Here is an 18,533-nt window from a genome sequence, read left to right on the forward strand (position 1 = left end):
GGGTGACACCTGGCAGGGGTACTGCGGGTACTGCTGGAAGAAAAAAAGCCTGCCTGGGGCAGGCTTGAAGCGCGGGTGGTGCTTGGGGTCACCACCCGCCGTGGTCTTGCTTGCAGGGGGCGCTTAGTTGGTCTTCGCGCCTTGTGCGATCCAGCGGCCGATCAGGTCACGCTCTTCCTGGGTCATCTGGGTGATGTTGCCCAGCGGCATGATCTGGGTGGCGACTGCCTGAGCCTGGATCTTCGGTGCGAGCATCTGGATCTGCTGCGGGGTGTCGAGCATCACGCCGCCCGGCGCCGAGGTGAACATCGGACTGGTGGGCTTGGCGGAATGGCAGACGGTGCAGCGTTCCTGAATCACGGTGTGGACCTTGCCGAAGTCATTGCCGCTGGCGCTGGCCTGGGCCGGGGCGGCCTGAGCGGATTGCGCCGGGGCGGCAGCCTGCGGCTTGCTTTCGGCGCTGGCGGGGGCAGCGCTGGTGCTGGTTGCCGGAGCAGCATGCTCCTGGTGGGCAGGCTCTACGGCCAGGCTCGGTTCAGCGGCCTTGTAGTTCGGCGCGGTGACGAAGGCCAGGCAGATCATGCCAAGGGCGCCGGCGGGGAGAGTCCAGGCGAACTTGTTGCTCTCGTGGCGGGTGTTGAAGTAGTGGCGCACCAGCACTGCGATCACCGCGATTCCGGCCAGGATCAGCCAGTTGTACTGGCTGCCGTACGTGCTCGGGAAGTGGTTGCTGATCATGATGAACAGCACCGGCAGGGTGAAGTAGTTGTTGTGGCGCGAACGCAGCAGGCCCTTGGCCGGCAGGGTCGGGTCAGGGGTGCGGTTCTCTTCGATCGCCTTAACCAGGGCGCGCTGCGCCGGCATGATGATGCGGAACACGTTGCCCACCATGATGGTGCCGATCAGGGCGCCGACATGAATGTAGGCACCACGGCCGCTGAATACCTGGGTGAAGCCCCAGGCCGCGCCGATCACCAGCACGAAGAGGATCAGACCGAGCAGGGCGGGGGTCTTGCCCAGCGGCGAATCGCAGAGGAAGTCGTAGATGAACCAGCCTGCGACCAGCGAGCCGATGCCGATGGCGACGGCGGCAGCCGGGGCGATATCCACGCCGGGTGCGATCAGGTACAGGGTCGGATTCAGGTAAAACACCACGGTCAGCAGGGCGACGCCTGACAGCCAGGTGAAATAGGCTTCCCATTTGAACCAGTGAAGGTTGTCGGGCATTTTCGGCGGAGCGAGCTTGTATTTCTCCAGGTGGTAGATGCCGCCACCGTGGATGGCCCAGAGATCACCCGACAGACCGTCGCGCGGGTTGGCGCGGTTGAGGTTGTTCTCGAGCCAGACGAAATAGAAGGACGCGCCGATCCAGGCGATACCAGTGATCATGTGAACCCAGCGAATGCCCAGGTTCAGCCATTCGGTCAAATGTGCTTCCACAGTTGTTACCTCTTTCCCGCCGACCGGCACGCCGATCGTTGGGCTTCTCTTATTAGTGGTGGGGGTTGAGGAGGAGCTGTTCGTCCTCGGTGAAGTAATGCTCGTCGCAGTTGTTACCGGAACCACTGCGATCAACCACCAGGAAGTCATCCCGCTTTTCGATCGTCAGCACCGGGTGGTGCCAGACGCCGCGATGGTAATTAACGCCCTGCCTGCCATTGGAAATGAAGGCACGGACCAAACCCGGTACAGGCACATCGCCAAGCGGCGCGACCACGACCAGAAAGGGATTGCCGAGCAGCGGAATGAAAGCCTGGCTGCCCTGCGGGTGTCGTTCCAGCATGCGGATGCGCAAGGGCATCTCGAGGGATTCGGCGCTGAAGATGCTGATGATCGCCTTGTCGTCGGGCTGGGCGGTCTCGACCGTTGCCAGCTTGTGATAACGGCGGGTGGAGCCGTTGTTGATCATGAAGTACTCGCTGCCTTCGGTTTCGATCACATCTCCGAAGGGGGCGAAGGCTTCTTTGGTCAGGGGCTCGATCTTCAGGGTTCGCATGGCTGTTCTACTTGTTCGTTGCTGGTTCCCATCCCGCGAGCGGGGGAGGGGCCGGGAAAGAGGGTGGTCATTCCATCCTCTCTCCTGGCTCTCCGAATCGGTGGAGAGCCGATGGGCGGGCCTAAGGCCGCCCGGTCTTGATTGGGGCGGTGCGCCTGCGGCTTACATCTGCTGCAGACGGAACAGCGCGATCTTGTTGATCTCGGCCAGCGCCCTGGCGAATTCGGCTTCAGGAGTGTTGTGGATCCGCTCCTCGAAGGCCGCCAGGATCTGGTGCCGGTTGCTGCCTTTCACCGCCATGATGAAAGGAAACCCGAACTTGACCTTGTAGGCGTCGTTCAGTTCGGTGAAGCGCGCGAACTCTTCAGCCGTGCACTCGTGGATACCGGCACCGGCCTGTTCGCTGGTGCTGGCTTCGGTCAGCTCGCCGCGGACGGCAGCCTTGCCGGCCAGGTCCGGGTGAGCATTGATCAGTGCCAGCTGGGCTTCATGGCTGGCGCTGAGCAACAGGTCGGCCATGCGTTGGTGCAGGCCGTCGATGTCGTCGATGTGGGCGTCCTGGCCCAGGTCGAAGGCCTTCTCGGCGACCCAGGGCGAGTGTTCATAGATGTCGGCGAACGCCTTGACGAAGGCATCGCGGGACAGGGTGGACGGGGTCAGGGTCTGGAAGCGGCTCATTTCGCTTGCTCTTTGAAAGGGTGGGTGGCGTGCCAGTGACGGGCGATGTCGGCGCGGCGGGCGAACCAGACTTTCTCATGGCCCTTAACGTATTCGATGAAGCGTGCCAGGGAGGCGAGGCGTGCCGGGCGGCCCAGCAGGCGGCAGTGCATTCCGATGGAGAGCATCTTCGGCGCGCCAGCGGCGCCTTCGGCATAGAGCACGTCGAAGGCGTCCTTCAGATACTCGAAGAAGTCGTCGCCCTTGTTGAAACCCTGCACCTGGGTGAAGCGCATATCGTTGGTATCCAGGGTGTAGGGGATGACCAGGTGCGGTTTTTCCGTGGTACTGGCGGCGTCCCAATAGGGCAGATCGTCGTCGTAGGTATCCGAGTCATACAGGAAACCGCCTTCTTCCATCACCAGGCGGCGAGTGTTCGGACCGGTGCGGCCGGTGTACCAGCCCACCGGGCGTTCGCCGGTCAGTTCGGTGAGGATGCGGATGGCTTCGAGCATATGCTCGCGCTCCTGGGCCTCGTCCATGTACTGGTAGTCGATCCAGCGGTAGCCGTGGCTGCAGATCTCGTGGCCGGCCTCGACCATGGCGCGGATCGCGTCCGGATGGCGCTGTGCGGCCATGGCGACGGCGAAGACGGTCAACGGAATGTCGTGCTGCTTGAACAGGTTGAGCAGGCGCCAGACGCCGACGCGGCTACCGTATTCGTAGAGGGATTCCATGCTCATGTTGCGCACGCCCTGTAGCGGTTGGGCGGCCACCATCTCGGACAGGAAGGCTTCGGACTCCTTGTCACCATGGAGCACATTGCGTTCGCCGCCTTCCTCGTAGTTCAGGACAAAGGACAGGGCGATGCGGGATTCACCCGGCCAATGCGGGTGGGGAGGGTTGTTGCCGTAACCGATCAGGTCGCGTGGGTACTCAGCGCTCACTGCAGTCTTCCTTTCTTGTCTGTTGGACGATCAGCGACAGCCTGGGGAGTGGTGCGCGACCGTGGATGGGGTGATTGTATACAAACTGTCTTGTGTTTTGTAAATCAAAAAATCACCTGATTCGTTATCCAGACACCAAGCAAGAAACCTGCCCATATGGTCAGGTAGATTCGATGTAAGGCCCGCTGGGTGGACGGTACGCGTAAATTTCGAATGACTGTGGTGCGACGCAGGCTCGGCGGGATTTGTTGCTGTAATTGTGTACAATTTTTCTTGTTTATGTCTTACATTCTGTCAGGTGCATGTTATTCTGCGCACCGTACCGGGGCCTCAGCCCTGACCACGCACCGATATGAACAAGCAGAGGAGGTGTGGCGTTTCGATCGCGGCCAGCGCACCGGCCCGAAGAACGCCCAGCGAGCAATGGGACGTTTGACCACGCATGTACTGGATGCCGCCCACGGTTGCCCTGGCCGTGACATCAAGATCGAGCTCTATCGCGTAGAAAACGCGGGCCTGGAGCTGGTCGCCACCACCACCACCAATGACGATGGTCGCTGCGATGCGCCCCTGCTGCAGGGTGCCGACTACCAGAGCGGCGTCTACCAGATCCATTTCCACGCGGGTGACTACTACCGCGCGCGTGGCGTTCAGCTGGCCGAGCCGGCTTTCCTCGACGTGGTCGTGCTGCGCTTCGGCATCTCCTCCGAACAGGACCACTATCACGTGCCGCTGCTGATCTCCCCTTACAGCTACTCCACTTACCGCGGTAGCTAGTTCGTTACCCTCGACTCACTGGAGTCTTTCTAGCCCGTTCACACTGCGGGCTTTTTTTCGTCTGCAGGAAAGTGCAGACGGTGTTCATAAAAAAGCCCGGCGCAAGGCCGGGCTGAAACGCATCACGGGGAGATGCGCAAGGGATCAGGTCATGCCCAGCCAGTTCGGCAGGGCCAGGGAGATCCAGGGTACGTAGGTGACCAGGATGAGGAAGGCCAGCAGGATCATCAGCCAGGGCATCGCGGCCCGGATGGTGGAGGTCAGCGGCATGCCGGTCACGGCCGAGGTGACGAAGAGGTTCAGCCCCACGGGCGGTGTCACCAGGCCGATCTCCAGGTTCACCACCATGATGATGCCCAGGTGGATGGGGTCGATGCCCAGTTTCATCGCGATCGGGAAGAGGATCGGGGCCAGGATCAGGATGATTGCCGAGGGTTCCATGAAGGCGCCAGCAATCAGGAGCACGATGTTCACGACCAGCAGGAAGGTAACTGGCGTCAGGCCGGCATCGATCACCCATGCAGTGATCTGCTGGGGCAGTTGCTCTGTGGTCAGCACGTGTGCGAAGAGCATGGCGTTGGCGATGATGAACATCAGCATGATGGACAGCTTGCCGGACTCCAGCAGCACCTTCGGCGCCTCGCTGAGCTTCATGTCCTTGTAGACGAACAGGGCAATGAAGGCCGAGTAGACGGCTGCCACGGCCGCGGCTTCGGTTGGCGTGAACATGCCGCTGTAGATGCCGCCCAGGATGATCACCATCAACAGCAGGCCCCAGAGGGCCTTGCGCCCGGCGTTCAGCCATTCGCGGAATGTGGCGCGCGGTAGCGCCGGCAGGTTCTTTTTCACGGCGATGATGTAGATCGCCACCATCAGCACCAAGCCAAGCAAGACGCCGGGAATCACGCCGGCCATGAACAGCTTGCCCACCGAGGTTTCGGTGGCGGCGGCGTAGACCACCATCACGATTGAAGGCGGAATGAGAATGCCCAGGGTACCGGCGTTGCAGACGATGCCCGCGCCGAAGGCCTGCGGATAACCCGAGCGCACCATGCCGGCGATGGCGATGGAGCCCACTGCGGCCACCGTGGCCGGGCTGGAGCCGGACAGCGCGGCGAAGAGCATGCAGGCCAGCACCGCGGCAATCGCAAGGCCGCCGCGGATGTGGCCGACGCAGGCGTTGGCGAAGTCGATCAGGCGCCGCGCCACACCACCGGTGGTCATGAAGGCCCCAGCCAGCAGGAAGAAGGGGATTGCCAGCAGGGTGTAGTGCTCGGACGTCTCGAACAGCTTGATCGCCAGGGATCGCACCGAATCCGGGCTGAACAGCATGATGGTCATCGAACCGGCAAGGCCAAGCGAGATGGCAATGGGTACGCCAATGAACATCAACAGGAAGAGCAGGAAGAAGAGAAACAGGACAGTCATTGCTTGTCTTCCTTGTGCTGTGGCTCGTCGTGCTCGGTCAGCTTGAGCGCCTCGGCAGCCTCATCGGCGAGGCCTAGACCGGTCTGCCGGTTCTGCAGGATACGAACGAAAATTTCCGCGTAGCGGATGAAGACCAGGCCGAATCCCACGGGCACGATCAGGCCGATGTGCCATTGCTGGACGCCGTAGTGGCCGAGGTCTTCGGCGCCGATTCCCGCCGTGAAAAGGGTTTGCACCCACTCGAAGCTGGCAACAGCCAGCAGTCCCGCATAAAGCAGGCAGCACAGGCAGGCGATGATTCCCAGGGCTCGCTGCACCGGGCGGGTGGTCAACTTGACCAGGGCATCGACGCCAATGTGGCCGGCGGTACGCACGCCGTAGGAAAGGCCGAAGAAGATCAGCCAGGCGAACAGCGCCTTGGTCAGCGAGTTGCTCCAGGTCATGGCCTGGGCCATGGCAAGGATGCTGTCGCCGATGCCGAAGAGCGCTTCGCTGGCGGCCTCCCAGCGGTCGGCCAGGTCGTAGAAGACGGTGTAGAGGTTATTGAGGATGACGTAGACGAAGGTCACCAGCGTCATGGCCGCCAGAAGGAAGGCGATGAAACCTTCCTCGAAGTGGTCCCAGACGCGCCGCAGAGCGTTCATGGATGGCATCTCCCGATGGCAGAAGCGTCGTTTGCTCGGGGCTGGCGGAAAACCGCCAACCCCGGGCGGGGCGTCTTACTGGGCCTGATTGGCGGCTTCGGCAGCCTTGATCAGATCAGGACCGATTTCGGCTTCGAACTTCTTCCACACCGGCTTCATGGCCTCGCGCCATTCGTTGCGCTGCTCGGGAGTGAGCTCGATGATCTCGCTGGTCTTGGCATCGATGATGCGCTGCTTGTCGCCCTGGTTCAGCGCCTCGGCCTGCTTGTTCACCTCGTTGGTCACTTCCACGGTGATCTTCTCCAGTTCGGAGCGAACGTCCGCCGGCAGGCCGTTCCAGAACTTGGTGTTGGTGATCAGCATGTAGTCGAGCACGCCGTGGTTGGACTCGGTGATGTACTTCTGCACCTCGTGCATTTTCTGCGAGTAGATGTTCGACCAGGGGTTCTCGGCACCGTTGACCACGCCGGTCTGCAGCCCTTGGTACACCTCGGCAAAGCTCATCTTGCGCGGGTTGGCACGCACGGCCTTGAACTGCTCCTCCAGCACGGCCGAGGCCTGTACGCGGAACTTCAGGCCGCGGGCGTCCTTCGGTTCGCGCAGGGGTTTGTTGGCCGAGAGCTGCTTCATGCCGTTGTGCCAATAACCCAGCCCGGTGATGTTCTTGTTTTCCATCGACTTGAGCAGGTTCTGGCCTTCGGGGCTGTGCTGGAAGCGGTCCACGGCCTGGATGTCGTTGAACAGGAAGGGCAGGTCGAACAACTGCACCTGCTTGGTGTACTGCTCGAACTTGGCCAGGGACGGTGCGATCAGCTGCACGTCGCCCAGCAGCAGGGCTTCCATTTCCTTGCCGTCACCGAAGAGCGACGAGTTGGGGTAGACCTCCACCTTCACCTTTCCGGGCAGGCGTTCTTCCGCAAGCTTCTTGAAAAGCAATGCGCCTTGACCCTTGGGGGTGTGCTCGGCCACGACGTGGGAGAACTTGATCACGATGGGGTCGGCGGCCTGGGCCAGGCCGGCGGCACCCAGCGCGAGGGCGCAGGCGAGCGCTTTCAGAGCAGGTTTGAACATTGATGCATCCTCTTGTTGTTCTAGATCAGGTCCGGACAGCCGGGGGCGGTCCGAGCGAGGCAACAAGAAGGAGTCTAGGCGGCAACCGCGATTTGGTCGGTTGGATCGTGAAAACGCGGCTTGGCTTGTTCTTGTTGGCTCGCTTGCCGATCACATGGCAAGCACTGTGCCAGCAGTCTGCAAGCCACGATTATCAAGGGAGGGCGGGTGCTGAAGGGGCGTGAAGAGGAGGTTTGCGTGGCGGGTTCCCGCCGTATTGCGTGCGGTTGGTGGCGGAAATCCGCCAGACTTGGTCGGGCTTTTCATCAGGCGAAAATGAAAAGCCCTGTCGCATTGCGACAGGGCTCGGTTTCGCGGTGGCTGATCGGTTACAGGAAGATGAACTTCGCCACGAAGATGGCGCAGAGTGCATACAGGCTTACCGACACATCCTTGTACTTGCCGGTGAAGGCCTTCATTACGACGTAGGTCACGAAGCCCAACGCGATGCCGTCGGCGACCGAGAAGGTCAGCGGCATCATGATCACGGTGACGATGGCCGGAATGGTCTCGGTGTGTTCTTTCCAGTCGATGTGGGCCATGCCGCCCATCATCAGCATCGCAACGTAGATCAGTGCGCCGGCGGTGGCGTAGGCGGGGATCATGCCGGCCAGCGGGGCGAAGAACATGGCGGCGATGAACAGGATGCCCACGGTTACGGCAGTCAGACCTGTGCGACCGCCAGCGGCCACGCCGGCAGCACTCTCAACGTAGCTGGTGACCGGCGGTACGCCGAGCACGCCGCCGAACACGCTGGAGGCGCTGTCTGCCTTCATGGCTTTGGACAGGTTCTCGATGCGGCCGTCTTCCTGCACCAGGTTGGCACGCTGGGCCACGCCCATCAGGGTGCCGGCGGTGTCGAACATGTGCACGAAGAGGAAAGCGAGGATCACGCTGACCATGGTCACGTCGAACGCGCCGGTGATGTCCATGGCCATGAAGGTCGGCGCCAGGCTCGGGGGCATGGAGAACACGCCGCCGAATTTGACGATGCCCAGACCCACGCCGACCAGGGTGACGGTGAGGATGCTGATCAGGATGCCGCCGAAGATACGACGGTATTCCAGCACGGCGATCATCAGGAAGCAGATGGCGGCCAGCAGCGGACCGGGGGAGGTCAGATCACCGATGTGCACCAGGGTGGCCGGATGGGCAACTACGATACCGGCGGTCTTCAGGCCGATGAGCCCGAGGAACAGGCCGACGCCAGCGCCCATGGCGAACCGCAGACTGCTTGGGATGCTGTTGAGCAGCCATTCGCGGATGCGCGAGAAGGTGAGGATCATGAACAGCACGCCGGAGAGGAACACCGCGCCAAGCGCGATCTGCCAGCTGTAGCCCATGGTGTTGACCACGGTGTAGGTGAAGAAGGCGTTCAGGCCCATGCCCGGGGCGAGACCCACCGGCCAGTTGGCGTAAAGACCCATGAGGAGGCAGCCGAAGGCTGCGGCAAGGCAGGTAGCAACGAAGGCTGCGCCATGATCGATCCCGGCATCGGCCATGATGTTCGGGTTGACGAAAATGATGTAGGCCATGGTGATGAAGGTGGTCAGGCCTGCAGCCAGTTCGGTTCTCACGGTGGTGCCGTGAAGGCTGAGCTTGAAGAGACGTTCAAGCAGGCCATTGGAGGGCGGTGTTGCAGCGTACGTTCCTTGTTCTTGTTGTTTGATGCTTTCCACAGCGTGGTACTCCTCATCTCTTTTGTTTTGTTCACCCAGAGCCTGGAGTTGGCTCCGGACTGACTGAGGCGGATGGCGTGAGTGGTGCACTCCCCTTAATACTTGACCGCAGGGTCAGGAAGTCACGGCGCGATTATGCCTTTGTATACAAAAAAAACAAATAATGTTTTCAATGTTCGAAAAATCGCACCAATTCGTTAAAGCTGACCGTGAGGGCAGATTTTGCTGCGACAATTCGTTGGGCGATGAATTAATAAAGTCATTTAAAAACAATGGGTTGAGAGGAGTGGCTTGTGCGAGGGCAGGAAAGGGAAGGAAGCGCCAAAGCACTGAATGGCACTGGAGCAATTGCGCTTATGACAAAAAAATGTAGGGAAATCTGTCTTTCTGTCGCTTATGCCTTCGTCGACCGGAGCCATTCGAGAAGTACTGGAAAAACCTGTGCAACTGGTCAGGAATGGGGCTTGAGCTGCGGCGAAACTGTTCAAGGCTGGATGATTGTGTACAATATCACTCGCTTTTTCCCTGATTTCCCTCGCTGACACACCTGCTCAGCCCGGCGGAGAGGGGCAAAAAGGGCCCTGGAAGACCGCCGAATCCCTTTGACGCGAGCCCCCATGAACGAACAGTTGCAGCCACTCAAGAAGCAGCCGCGCACCGCCAAAAGCACCCGCAGCGGCACGCAGGACGATGTCGTCTATGCGCATATTTTCGATGCCATTCTCGAGCAGCGCCTCGCACCCGGTACCAAGCTGAGCGAGGAGGCCCTGGGCGAGATATTCGGCGTCAGCCGCACCATCATCCGCCGCTCGCTGTCGCGCCTTGCCCATGAAGGTGTGGTGCTGCTGCGACCGAATCGCGGCGCTGTGGTCGCGAGCCCCAGCGTCGAGGAAGCCCGCCAGATCTTCTACGCCCGCCGCCTGGTTGAGCGAGCCATTACCGAGTTGGCGGTGGAACACGCCACCGCCGAGCAGTTGCAGGAGCTTCGGCAGATGGTCAGCGAGGAGCAGGCCTGCTTCTCTCGTGGCGACCGTGGTGCTGGCATCCGTCTTTCCGGTGAGTTCCACCTGAAGCTGGCCGAGGCGGCGAAGAACGCTCCCTTGGTCAGTTTCCAGCGCAGTCTGGTGTCCCAGACGTCGCTCATCATTGCCCAATACGAGAGCGGTAGCCGCTCCCACTGTTCCTTCGATGAACACAATCGCCTGATCGATGCCATCGAGTCGCGCGACGCCGAGCGCGCGGTGATGCTGATGATGCATCACATGGATCACATCGATGACAAGTTGAATCTGGACGAAGGCGGCGCTTCGGATGACCTGCACGCGGTGTTTTCGCACCTGCTGCAGACCAAGAAGAAGCCAGGCCGCAACACGCCCCGCAGCGCCTGAGCCAGCCTGACGAATGAGCCCCGCGCATGCGGGGCTTTTTGCTTTCTGTAGGGGTGAATTCGTTCGCCAAGCAGGTCGAAGACCTGCCCCCGGACCAGCTTCCAGGGCCACTGCGCGATCCTTGGCGAATGAATTGGCTATGTCTGCGTTAGCCACCCGGTGAGCGTGAGCGCCTGTTGGAGCCTGTAGGACGCCGAGTTCTTGCGGGCGAAAATGTCCGCATTCGCTAGCAAGCTAGCTCCTACAAAGGATTCCTGGACCTTCAACACTTTACGCAGACAGAGCGAATGAGTTCGCCCCCACTGGGGCGCCAAAAGAAAACCCCGCCGAAGCGGGGTTCTTTTCATCATGCGAGCGTTAGCCACGCTGATGCACGCTGCGGCCGGCGGCGAAGGTTTCCTTCACGGTACGGTCGTCGCCGAGGATGGTCAGGGCGAACAGCTTTTCCTCGAGGCTGCGAGCTTGCTGCAGGCGGTAATCCATCAGCGGGGTGGCTTTGTAGTCAAGGACCACGAAGTCAGCGTCCTTGCCGCTCTGGAAGTTGCCGATCCGGTCATCCAGGTAGAGCGAGCGGGCGCCCCCGAGGGTGGCCAGGTACAGGGACTTGAACGGGTCGAGCTTCTTGCCCTGCAATTGCATGACCTTGTAGGCCTCGTTCAGCGACTGCAGCTGGGAGAAGCTGGTGCCGGCGCCGACATCGGTGCCCAGGCCCACGCGCACGCCGTACTCTTCCAGCTTCTGCAGGTCGAACAGGCCGCTGCCGAGGAACAGGTTGGAGGTGGGACAGAACGCTACCGCCGAACCGGTTTCCGCGAGGCGTTTGCACTCGTCATCGCACAGGTGCACACCGTGGGCGAATACCGAGCGCTCGCCGATCAGCTTGAAGTGGTCATAGACGTCCAGGTAGCCCTTGCGTTCCGGGAACAGCTCCTTCACCCACTCGATTTCCTTGCGGTTCTCGGACAGGTGGGTGTGCATGTACAGGCCCGGGTACTCGGCATACAGCTTGCCGGCCAGCTCCAGCTGTTCCGGGGTGCTGGTGGGGGCGAAACGCGGGGTGACCGCATAGTGCAGGCGACCCTTGCCGTGCCAGCGCTCGATCAATTCCTTGCTGTCGGCATAGCCGGATTCGGCGGTGTCGGTCAGGTAGTCCGGGGCATTGCGGTCCATCAGCACCTTGCCGGCGATCATCCGCAGGTTGAGCGCTTGCGCGGCTTCGAAGAAGGCGTCCACCGACTCTTTGTGCACCGTGCCGAACACCAGGGCCGTGGTGGTGCCGTTGCGCAGCAGCTCCTTGATGAAGATGCCAGCAACGTCAGCAGCATGGGCCTTGTCGGCAAACTGCTTTTCGGTGGGGAAGGTGTAGGTGTTCAGCCAGTCCAGCAGTTGCTCGCCGTAGGAGGCGATCATGCCGGTCTGCGGGAAGTGGATGTGGGTGTCGATGAAGCCGGGGGTGATCAGGGCGTCGCGGTACTCACGTACTTCGACGCTGGCATCCAGGCCTGGCAGCAGGGACTTGGCTTCGCCCACGGCCTTGACGCGACCGTCCTCGACCACCAGCAGGCCGTCGTCGAAATACTGGTAGGACTGCTCGACGCCCACCAGGGCTGGGTCGGCGATGCTGTGCAGGATGGCGGAGCGGTAGGCGGTTACGTGGCTGGTCATGTCAGTCTCGTTCGTTAGCATTACGATTCTTGCGTCCTCGCCCAAGGGGAGGGGCCGAAGTGGGGGGCGCCCTGTCACGCGGCTCCCCCCACCCGGCACTACGCGTCATCCACTTCCCAGGGAAGAGGAAAAAACTCAGGCCTGTTCGCGGCGGGAGGAAGGAATCAGCTTGGCGACCGTCTCGCCCTTTTTCACTTCCTGGCCGAAGTTGGCGTTGTAGGTGGCGACGACTTCACCGGCGATGGAGATGGCGATCTCGATCGGCAGCTTGCCTTTGACGTCCTGGATACCCATAGGGCAACGCATGCGCTGGACGGTTTCGGCGGCGAAGCCACGCTCGCGCAGACGATGTTCGAACTTGACGCGCTTGGTCTTCGAGCCGATCAGGCCGAAGTAGGCGAAGTCGTTGCGCTTGAGGATTTCGGATGTCAGTTCCAGGTCCAGCTGGTGATTGTGGGTCATGACGATGAAGTAGCTGCCCTTGGGCATCTCGGCGATCTCGTCGATCACGTCTTCGTTGACCACTTTCTCCACGCCGGCCGGAATGTGCTCCGGGAACTCATTCTCCCGCGAGTCGATCCAGCGCACCTTGCAGGGCAGGCTGGCGAGCAGCGGCACCAGGGCGCGGCCGACGTGGCCAGCGCCGAACACGGCGATATGCGCCTGGGGCTGGCCCATGGGTTCGAACAGCAGCACGGTGGCGCCGCCGCAGCACTGGCCGAGGCTGGCGCCCAGGCTGAAGCGCTCCAGGCGGGTGTCCTGGCTGCGATTTTCGAGCATCTCGCGGGCGATCTCCATCGCCTTGAATTCGAGATGACCGCCACCGATGGTCTCGAAGATTCGCTCGGCAGTGACAACCATCTTGGAGCCGGCATTGCGCGGGGTCGAGCCGCGCTCCTCGATGATGGTCACCAGCACGCAGGGTTCACTGCGTTGCTGCAGGTCGGCGAGGGCGCTGATCCAACTCATTTGCTCAGTCTCCAGCTACGCAGTGGCCTGGTGGTTCGCGACAGGCGCCAGTCGTCCTTGGGACGCACGGGTGCCGGCAGCGTTTCCAGCAGCACCGCTTCGGTGTCTTGCTGCATTGTCTTCGGTCGATCGGTGGATGTTGTCATTGTTCTTCACCGTGGGTTTCGTGTGGCGGCCGACCCTTGCGGGGCGGCCGCCACGGGTCATGCCGGTTCGGGCTGCGTCTGCGAGGCAGCCTTGGCGGGTTGTTGCAGTTTCTTCATCTGCTCGACGCCCCAGAGCACGCGTTCGGGGGTGGCCGGCGCGTCGATGTTCGGCTGGGCCTTGTAATCCCCGAGGCTCGCCACGGCGTCCTTGATGGCGCACCAGACGGCGATGCCCAGCATGAAGGGCGGCTCGCCCACTGCCTTGGAATGGAACACCGTCTGCTCGGGGTTCTTGCGGTTCTCCACCAGCTTCACGCGCAGATCGATGGGCATGTCGGCGATGGCCGGGATCTTGTAGCTGGCCGGACCGTTGGTCATCAGCTTGCCCTTGGCGTTCCAGACCAGCTCTTCCATGGTCAGCCAGCCCATACCCTGGACGAAGGCACCTTCCACCTGGCCGATGTCGATGGCCGGGTTCAGCGAAGCACCCACGTCATGCAGGATGTCGGTACGCAGCATCTTGTACTCGCCGGTCAGCGTGTCCACGAGGACTTCGGCGCAGGCTGCACCGTAGGCGAAGTAATAGAAGGGGCGGCCGGCGGCCTTGTCGCGGTCGTAGAAAATCTTCGGTGTGCGGTAGAAACCGGTGCTGGAGAGCGAGATCTGGTTGAAGTAGGCGAGCTGAATCATTTCCTCGAAGGAAAGGTAGCGGTCGCGCACGCGCACCTGCTCGTTCTTGAACTCCACATCCTCGGTCGTCACCTTGAAGTGATTGGCGAGGAACTCCACCAGCCGGCCCTTGATGGTTTCGGCCGCGTTCTGCGCCGCCTTGCCGTTCAGGTCCGTACCGCTGGACGCTGCGGTCGGCGAGGTGTTGGGCACCTTGTCGGTGTTGGTGGAGGTGATCTGGATGCGGCCGATATCCACCTGGAAGACTTCGGCCACGACCTGGGCGACCTTGGTGTTCAGGCCCTGGCCCATCTCGGTGCCGCCGTGGTTCAGGTGAATGCTGCCATCGGTGTAGACGTGCACCAGCGCGCCGGCCTGGTTGAGGAAGGTGGCGGTAAAGCTGATGCCGAACTTCACCGGGGTCATCGCCAGGCCTTTCTTCAGCACGGGGCTCTTGGCGTTGAACTCGCGGATTTCCTCGCGGCGCTTGGCGTACTCGCTGCTGGCTTCGAGCTCAGCAGTCATTTCGGCGAGCATGTTGTGCTCGACGGTCTGGTAGTAGTGGGTAACGTTGCGCTCGTCCTTGCCGTAGTAGTTCAGCTTGCGAACTTCCAGCGGGTCCTTGCCGAGGCTGCGGGCAATGGCGTCCATGATCTCTTCGATCGCGACCATGCCCTGTGGGCCACCGAAACCACGGTAGGCGGTGTTCGAGGCGGTGTTGGTCTTGCAGCGGTGACCATTGATGGTGGCGTTTTCGAGGAAGTAGGCGTTGTCCGAGTGGAACATCGCGCGGTCGACGATCGAGCCAGACAGGTCAGGCGAATAGCCGCAGTTGCCGGCCAGTTCCAGTTCGATGCCGGTGAGCAGGCCGTTATCGTCGAAGCCCACGTCGTACTCGACGTAAAAGGGGTGGCGCTTGCCGGTGATCGACATGTCTTCCATGCGCGGCAGGCGCATCTTGGTCGGGCGCCGGGTCAGGTGCGCGATCACGGCGCACAGGCAGGCCGGGCCGGCCGCCTGGGTTTCCTTGCCGCCGAAACCGCCGCCCATGCGGCGCATGTCGATGACGATCTTGTTCATCGGCACGCCCAGCACTTCGCCGACCAGCTTCTGGACTTCGGTGGCGTTCTGGGTCGAGGTGTAGACGATCATGCCGCCGTCTTCGGTGGGCATGACGGAGGAGATCTGGGTCTCCAGATAGAAGTGCTCCTGGCCGCCGATGTGCAAGGAACCTTGCAGCCGGTTCTTCGCATTGGCCAGTGCGGTGGTCGAGTCACCGCGCTTGTGCTGGTGGCTGTCCAGCACGAAATGCTTCTTGCGCAGGGCGTCGACAACGTCCAGCACGGGCTCCAGGTCCTCGAACTCGACGATGGCTGCCATCGCGGCCTTGCGCGCGGTCTCCAGGCTGTCGGCACCGACGGCCAGTATCACCTGGCCGACATACTCGACCTTGCCGTCTGCCAGCAGCGGGTCACCGGCGACCACCGGGCCGATGTCCAACTGGCCGGGCACGTCCTTGGCGGTGATGGCAATCGCCACCCCCGGGAACTGGTAGCAGGGCGTGGTATCGATGCGGGTGATGCGCGCGTGGGCGCGGTCGCTCATGCGGGCGTAGACGTGGAGCTGGTTGGGGAACTCCAGGCGGTCATCCACGTACACGGCTTCGCCAGTCACGTGTTTCGGCGCGCTCTCGTGCTTGACGCTGCGGCCGACGCCGGTGGTGATGTCGGCACGGAACAGTTCCGCCAGTTCTTCCTGGGTTTTGTGATGGTGATTGTTAGACATACGCGGTCACCCGGGTTTCGACTTCTGGGGATTGCAGTTCGAGGAAGAACTTGCGCAGCAGGTTCTGCGCGGTCAGCAGGCGGTATTCCTTGCTGGCGCGGAAGTCCGAGAGCGGGGTGAAGTCCTTGGCGAGGGCCTCGCAGGCGCGCTCGACAGTGCCCGGGTACCAAGAGGCGCCTATCAGGGCCTGTTCACAGGCGCTTGCGCGCTTGGGAATGCCGGCCATGCCGCCGAAGGCGACTCGGGCCTTGCGTACCACACCGTTCTCGATCACCAGGTTGAAGGCGGCGCAGACAGCGGAGATGTCGTCGTCCAGGCGCTTGGACACCTTGTAGGCGCGGAACGCCTGGTTCTTGCGGGCGCGGGGCACGCGCACCTTTTCGATGAACTCGGAATCCTGGCGGGCAGTGACCTTGTAGTCGAGGAAGTATTCGTCCAGCGGCAGGATGCGGGTCTGGTTGCCTTTGCGCAGAACGATCTCGGCGCCCAGGGCGATCAGCAGCGGCGGGGCGTCGCCGATGGGCGAGGCGTTTCCAATGTTGCCGCCCAGGGTGCCCTGGTTGCGAATCTGCAGGGAGGCGAAGCGGTGCAGCAGCTCGCCGAAGTCCGGGTACTCGCGGGACAGGGTTTCGTAGCAGTCGGACAGCGAAGTGGCTGCGCCGATCTCGATGAAGTCGCCGTTTTCCTCGATGCGCTTCATGGCGTCGATATGGCCGACGTAGATCATCACCGGCAGCTCACGGTGGAACTGGGTGACTTCCAGGGCCAGGTCGGTGCCACCGGCCAGCAGGCGGGCCTGCGGGTTGGAGACGTAGAAGTCGGCAAGGTCTGCCACGGTCAGCGGCACCAGGCAGCGCTTGTCGCCGCTGTTCAACTCGGCGGTTTCGCGCGGGGCAATGGCCTTCAGCTGGGCGACGGTCTGCGCTTCGGCATTGTCGAACTGGTCCGGCTGCTTCTGGCAGCAGGCCTGCTCGGCGGCGTCGATGATCGGGCGATAGCCGGTGCAGCGGCACAGGTTGCCGGCCAGGGCTTCCATGGTCTGCGCCTTGTCGAAGCCGTTGCTGTTTTTTTGCAACGCGAACAGCGACATGACGAATCCAGGGGTGCAGAAGCCGCACTGGGAGCCGTGGCAATCAACCATGGCCTGTTGCACGGAGTGCAGTTGGCCCTGGTGCTTGAGGTCTTCCACGGTGATCAGTTGCTTGCCGTGCAGCGAGGACACGAAGGTCAGGCAGGAGTTGAGGGTGCGATAGCGGACGCGGTCCCCGTCCAGCTCGCCGACAACGACGGTGCAAGCACCGCAATCGCCCGAGGCACAGCCTTCTTTGGTACCGGGTTTGCCGACATGCTCACGCAGGTAGTTGAGCACCGTGACATTGGGATCGAGGGCTTGCTCGGTGCGCAGCTCCCGATTGAGTAAAAACTGGATCAAGGACGACCTCCAGGCACTTTATTGTTTTTACGAGGGCTCGTATGGGGGCAAATTTAGAGGCGTCTGACTTTTGGGTCAATAAATATTTGACTCGAAAGTCAGGAAATCTTCATCTCTTTCGGTTATTAGCCCGCCGTACCGGCTCTGTCTCAAGGTTCAAGCGCAATTCGTGCCACCTGTCCTAAGTGTAGGTAAGGGAGGGCAGGGCGCTTTTTGTCGGGGTGAATTCATTGGCTCTGTCTGCGTTAGCTGTTGCGAGAGATTTACCATCGGGCCAAGAACCTTGTAGGAGCTGGCTTGCCGGCGAAACGCGGCCATTCGCTGGCAAGCCAGCTTCTACAGGCGATGCAAGTGCTTGCAACACGCAATGCAGGCGTAGCCAATGAGTTCGGCTCTACAGGAGCTCTTGCTGCCTTGTGATAGACTCCGCGCCCTGCCAGCGTCCTGTGGCAGAGTCGGACATTTCCCCCCTTTTGCTCTTGCGTCCACTGCCCGTACCCGTAGTACTGTCAGCGCCGGAGCTTTGGCGTGGGAAAGCTCCGGCACAGCGCACAATGTTCCCCAGTTCAAAGGAAAACCATGACGTTCAAGGCACCGGACAGCCTCTCCGAGCAGATTGCCCGCCATTTGGCCGAACGCATCATCCGCGGCGAGCTTAAAGAGCGTGAGCGTATCCAGGAACAGAAAGTCACCCAGGCCATGAATGTCAGCCGGGGTTCCGTGCGCGAGGCGCTGCTGATCCTCGAGCGTCGCCACCTGATCACCATCCTGCCGCGCCGTGGCGCCCAGGTGTCCGAGTTGACGCAGCAGCATGTACGCAGCCTCTATACCCTCGTGATGGAGCTCTACATCCTGCTGGGTTACGCCGTTGCCGAGCATTGGCGCGGGGAGGACGATCTCGCGCCATTTCGTTCGATTCAGCAGCGCCTGGCAGAAGCGCGCGAGCGTGAAGACATCCTGGCGTTCGTCGACTCCAGCTTCGCCATCATGCAGGCGGCCTATCCGTTCGCCGATAACCCTTACCTGCAGCAGACCCTGGACAACCTGCAGCCGGCCATCGCGCGTACTTACTACATCGCCCTGGAGCGCCGCCGAGGCCAGATGAGCCAGTTCGGTGCGGTTTTCGACGACCTGTTGATGGCCGTGATCGGCCGCGACCAGGCGAAGATTCGCGAAGTACTGCTGGGCTACGGCAAACAGAACTGCGAGCTGGTGCTCGCGGCCCTGGCCGAGCGTTGAGC

Annotated in this window: 16 protein-coding genes; 3 read left to right on the forward strand and 13 right to left on the reverse strand. The window is 61.8% G+C overall.

Features of this window, described 5'->3' with window-relative positions; genetic code table 11:
• Positions 1-123: 123 nt before the first annotated feature.
• From G559_RS0118890 to puuE, 4 genes are all read right to left on the reverse strand, one after another.
• A complete protein-coding gene (locus G559_RS0118890; protein ID WP_028629745.1) occupies positions 124-1,440 on the reverse strand; it encodes a urate hydroxylase PuuD in 1,317 nt (438 codons plus the stop codon).
• Between the two features lie 52 nt (positions 1,441-1,492).
• On the reverse strand, positions 1,493-1,996 hold the full coding sequence (locus G559_RS0118895; protein ID WP_028629746.1) for an ureidoglycolate lyase: 504 nt from the start codon (positions 1,994-1,996) through the stop codon (positions 1,493-1,495).
• Between the two features lie 162 nt (positions 1,997-2,158).
• Positions 2,159-2,674: a 2-oxo-4-hydroxy-4-carboxy-5-ureidoimidazoline decarboxylase gene (uraD, locus tag G559_RS0118900; protein ID WP_028629747.1), complete on the reverse strand. Its 516-nt coding sequence runs from the start codon at positions 2,672-2,674 to the stop codon at positions 2,159-2,161.
• Entirely contained in the window at positions 2,671-3,600 is a 930-nt protein-coding gene (gene puuE / locus G559_RS0118905; RefSeq protein WP_028629748.1) for an allantoinase PuuE, read from the reverse strand. The genes uraD and puuE overlap by 4 nt, the downstream gene beginning before the upstream one ends.
• Positions 3,601-4,023: 423 nt before the next feature.
• On the opposite strand from puuE, the gene uraH reads away from it, so the two are divergent.
• Positions 4,024-4,377, forward strand: a complete 354-nt coding sequence (uraH, locus tag G559_RS0118910; RefSeq protein WP_028629749.1) for a hydroxyisourate hydrolase — start codon at positions 4,024-4,026, stop codon at positions 4,375-4,377.
• A gap of 144 nt (positions 4,378-4,521) precedes the next feature.
• Here uraH and dctM read toward each other — a convergent pair whose 3' ends face one another.
• From dctM to G559_RS0118930, 4 genes are all read right to left on the reverse strand, one after another.
• Complete coding sequence (gene dctM, locus G559_RS0118915) at positions 4,522-5,805, reverse strand: C4-dicarboxylate TRAP transporter large permease protein DctM (RefSeq protein WP_028629750.1); 1,284 nt, start codon at positions 5,803-5,805, stop codon at positions 4,522-4,524.
• On the reverse strand, positions 5,802-6,449 hold the full coding sequence (locus tag G559_RS0118920) for a TRAP transporter small permease (protein WP_028629751.1): 648 nt from the start codon (positions 6,447-6,449) through the stop codon (positions 5,802-5,804). Before G559_RS0118920 ends, dctM begins: the two co-directional genes overlap by 4 nt.
• A 75-nt stretch (positions 6,450-6,524) precedes the next feature.
• Positions 6,525-7,520: a C4-dicarboxylate TRAP substrate-binding protein DctP gene (gene dctP / locus G559_RS0118925; RefSeq protein ID WP_028629752.1), complete on the reverse strand. Its 996-nt coding sequence runs from the start codon at positions 7,518-7,520 to the stop codon at positions 6,525-6,527.
• Positions 7,521-7,888: 368 nt separating this feature from the next.
• Positions 7,889-9,238 carry an NCS2 family permease gene (locus G559_RS0118930; RefSeq protein WP_028629753.1) on the reverse strand — a complete coding sequence of 450 codons (1,350 nt, stop codon included), beginning with the start codon at positions 9,236-9,238 and terminating at the stop codon, positions 7,889-7,891.
• 617 nt (positions 9,239-9,855) lie between these two features.
• Between G559_RS0118930 and G559_RS0118935 the strand changes: the two genes are divergently transcribed.
• A complete protein-coding gene (locus G559_RS0118935; RefSeq protein ID WP_028629754.1) occupies positions 9,856-10,626 on the forward strand; it encodes a GntR family transcriptional regulator in 771 nt (256 codons plus the stop codon).
• 357 nt (positions 10,627-10,983) lie between these two features.
• Here G559_RS0118935 and guaD read toward each other — a convergent pair whose 3' ends face one another.
• The 5 genes from guaD to xdhA form a co-directional block, all read right to left on the reverse strand.
• Positions 10,984-12,291 (reverse strand): guanine deaminase, encoded by a 1,308-nt coding sequence (gene guaD, locus G559_RS0118940; RefSeq protein ID WP_028629755.1) that lies wholly within the window; start codon positions 12,289-12,291, stop codon positions 10,984-10,986.
• A 135-nt stretch (positions 12,292-12,426) separates the two neighbouring features.
• Positions 12,427-13,260: a xanthine dehydrogenase accessory protein XdhC gene (gene xdhC, locus G559_RS0118945; protein WP_028629756.1), complete on the reverse strand. Its 834-nt coding sequence runs from the start codon at positions 13,258-13,260 to the stop codon at positions 12,427-12,429.
• The gene (locus tag G559_RS30465; protein ID WP_155945741.1) at positions 13,257-13,406 is read right to left on the reverse strand and encodes a hypothetical protein; all 150 of its coding nucleotides are present in this window, start codon (positions 13,404-13,406) and stop codon (positions 13,257-13,259) included. Before G559_RS30465 ends, xdhC begins: the two co-directional genes overlap by 4 nt.
• 57 nt (positions 13,407-13,463) lie before the next feature.
• Positions 13,464-15,860, reverse strand: coding sequence for a xanthine dehydrogenase molybdopterin binding subunit (xdhB, locus tag G559_RS0118955; RefSeq protein WP_028629757.1), 2,397 nt, complete (start codon positions 15,858-15,860; stop codon positions 13,464-13,466).
• Positions 15,853-17,292, reverse strand: coding sequence for a xanthine dehydrogenase small subunit (gene xdhA / locus G559_RS0118960; RefSeq protein WP_028629758.1), 1,440 nt, complete (start codon positions 17,290-17,292; stop codon positions 15,853-15,855). Before xdhA ends, xdhB begins: the two co-directional genes overlap by 8 nt.
• A gap of 579 nt (positions 17,293-17,871) precedes the next feature.
• Between xdhA and G559_RS0118965 the strand changes: the two genes are divergently transcribed.
• On the forward strand, positions 17,872-18,531 hold the full coding sequence (locus tag G559_RS0118965) for a GntR family transcriptional regulator (RefSeq protein ID WP_028629759.1): 660 nt from the start codon (positions 17,872-17,874) through the stop codon (positions 18,529-18,531).
• Positions 18,532-18,533 lie beyond the last annotated feature (2 nt).

The organism is Metapseudomonas resinovorans DSM 21078 (genome assembly GCF_000423545.1).
Taxonomy (GTDB): domain Bacteria; phylum Pseudomonadota; class Gammaproteobacteria; order Pseudomonadales; family Pseudomonadaceae; genus Metapseudomonas; species Metapseudomonas resinovorans.

Coding starts and splice junctions, on each gene's coding strand:
- G559_RS0118895 (WP_028629746.1), bottom strand. CDS start 1,996: ATGCGAACCCTGAAGATCGAGCCCCTGACCAAAGAAGCCTTCGCCCCC.
- G559_RS0118935 (WP_028629754.1), top strand. CDS start 9,856: ATGAACGAACAGTTGCAGCCACTCAAGAAGCAGCCGCGCACCGCCAAA.
- dctP (WP_028629752.1), bottom strand. CDS start 7,520: ATGTTCAAACCTGCTCTGAAAGCGCTCGCCTGCGCCCTCGCGCTGGGT.
- uraD (WP_028629747.1), bottom strand. CDS start 2,674: ATGAGCCGCTTCCAGACCCTGACCCCGTCCACCCTGTCCCGCGATGCC.
- xdhC (WP_028629756.1), bottom strand. CDS start 13,260: ATGAGTTGGATCAGCGCCCTCGCCGACCTGCAGCAACGCAGTGAACCC.
- guaD (WP_028629755.1), bottom strand. CDS start 12,291: ATGACCAGCCACGTAACCGCCTACCGCTCCGCCATCCTGCACAGCATC.
- G559_RS30465 (WP_155945741.1), bottom strand. CDS start 13,406: ATGACAACATCCACCGATCGACCGAAGACAATGCAGCAAGACACCGAA.
- G559_RS0118965 (WP_028629759.1), top strand. CDS start 17,872: ATGACGTTCAAGGCACCGGACAGCCTCTCCGAGCAGATTGCCCGCCAT.
- uraH (WP_028629749.1), top strand. CDS start 4,024: ATGGGACGTTTGACCACGCATGTACTGGATGCCGCCCACGGTTGCCCT.
- G559_RS0118920 (WP_028629751.1), bottom strand. CDS start 6,449: ATGAACGCTCTGCGGCGCGTCTGGGACCACTTCGAGGAAGGTTTCATC.
- dctM (WP_028629750.1), bottom strand. CDS start 5,805: ATGACTGTCCTGTTTCTCTTCTTCCTGCTCTTCCTGTTGATGTTCATT.
- xdhB (WP_028629757.1), bottom strand. CDS start 15,860: ATGTCTAACAATCACCATCACAAAACCCAGGAAGAACTGGCGGAACTG.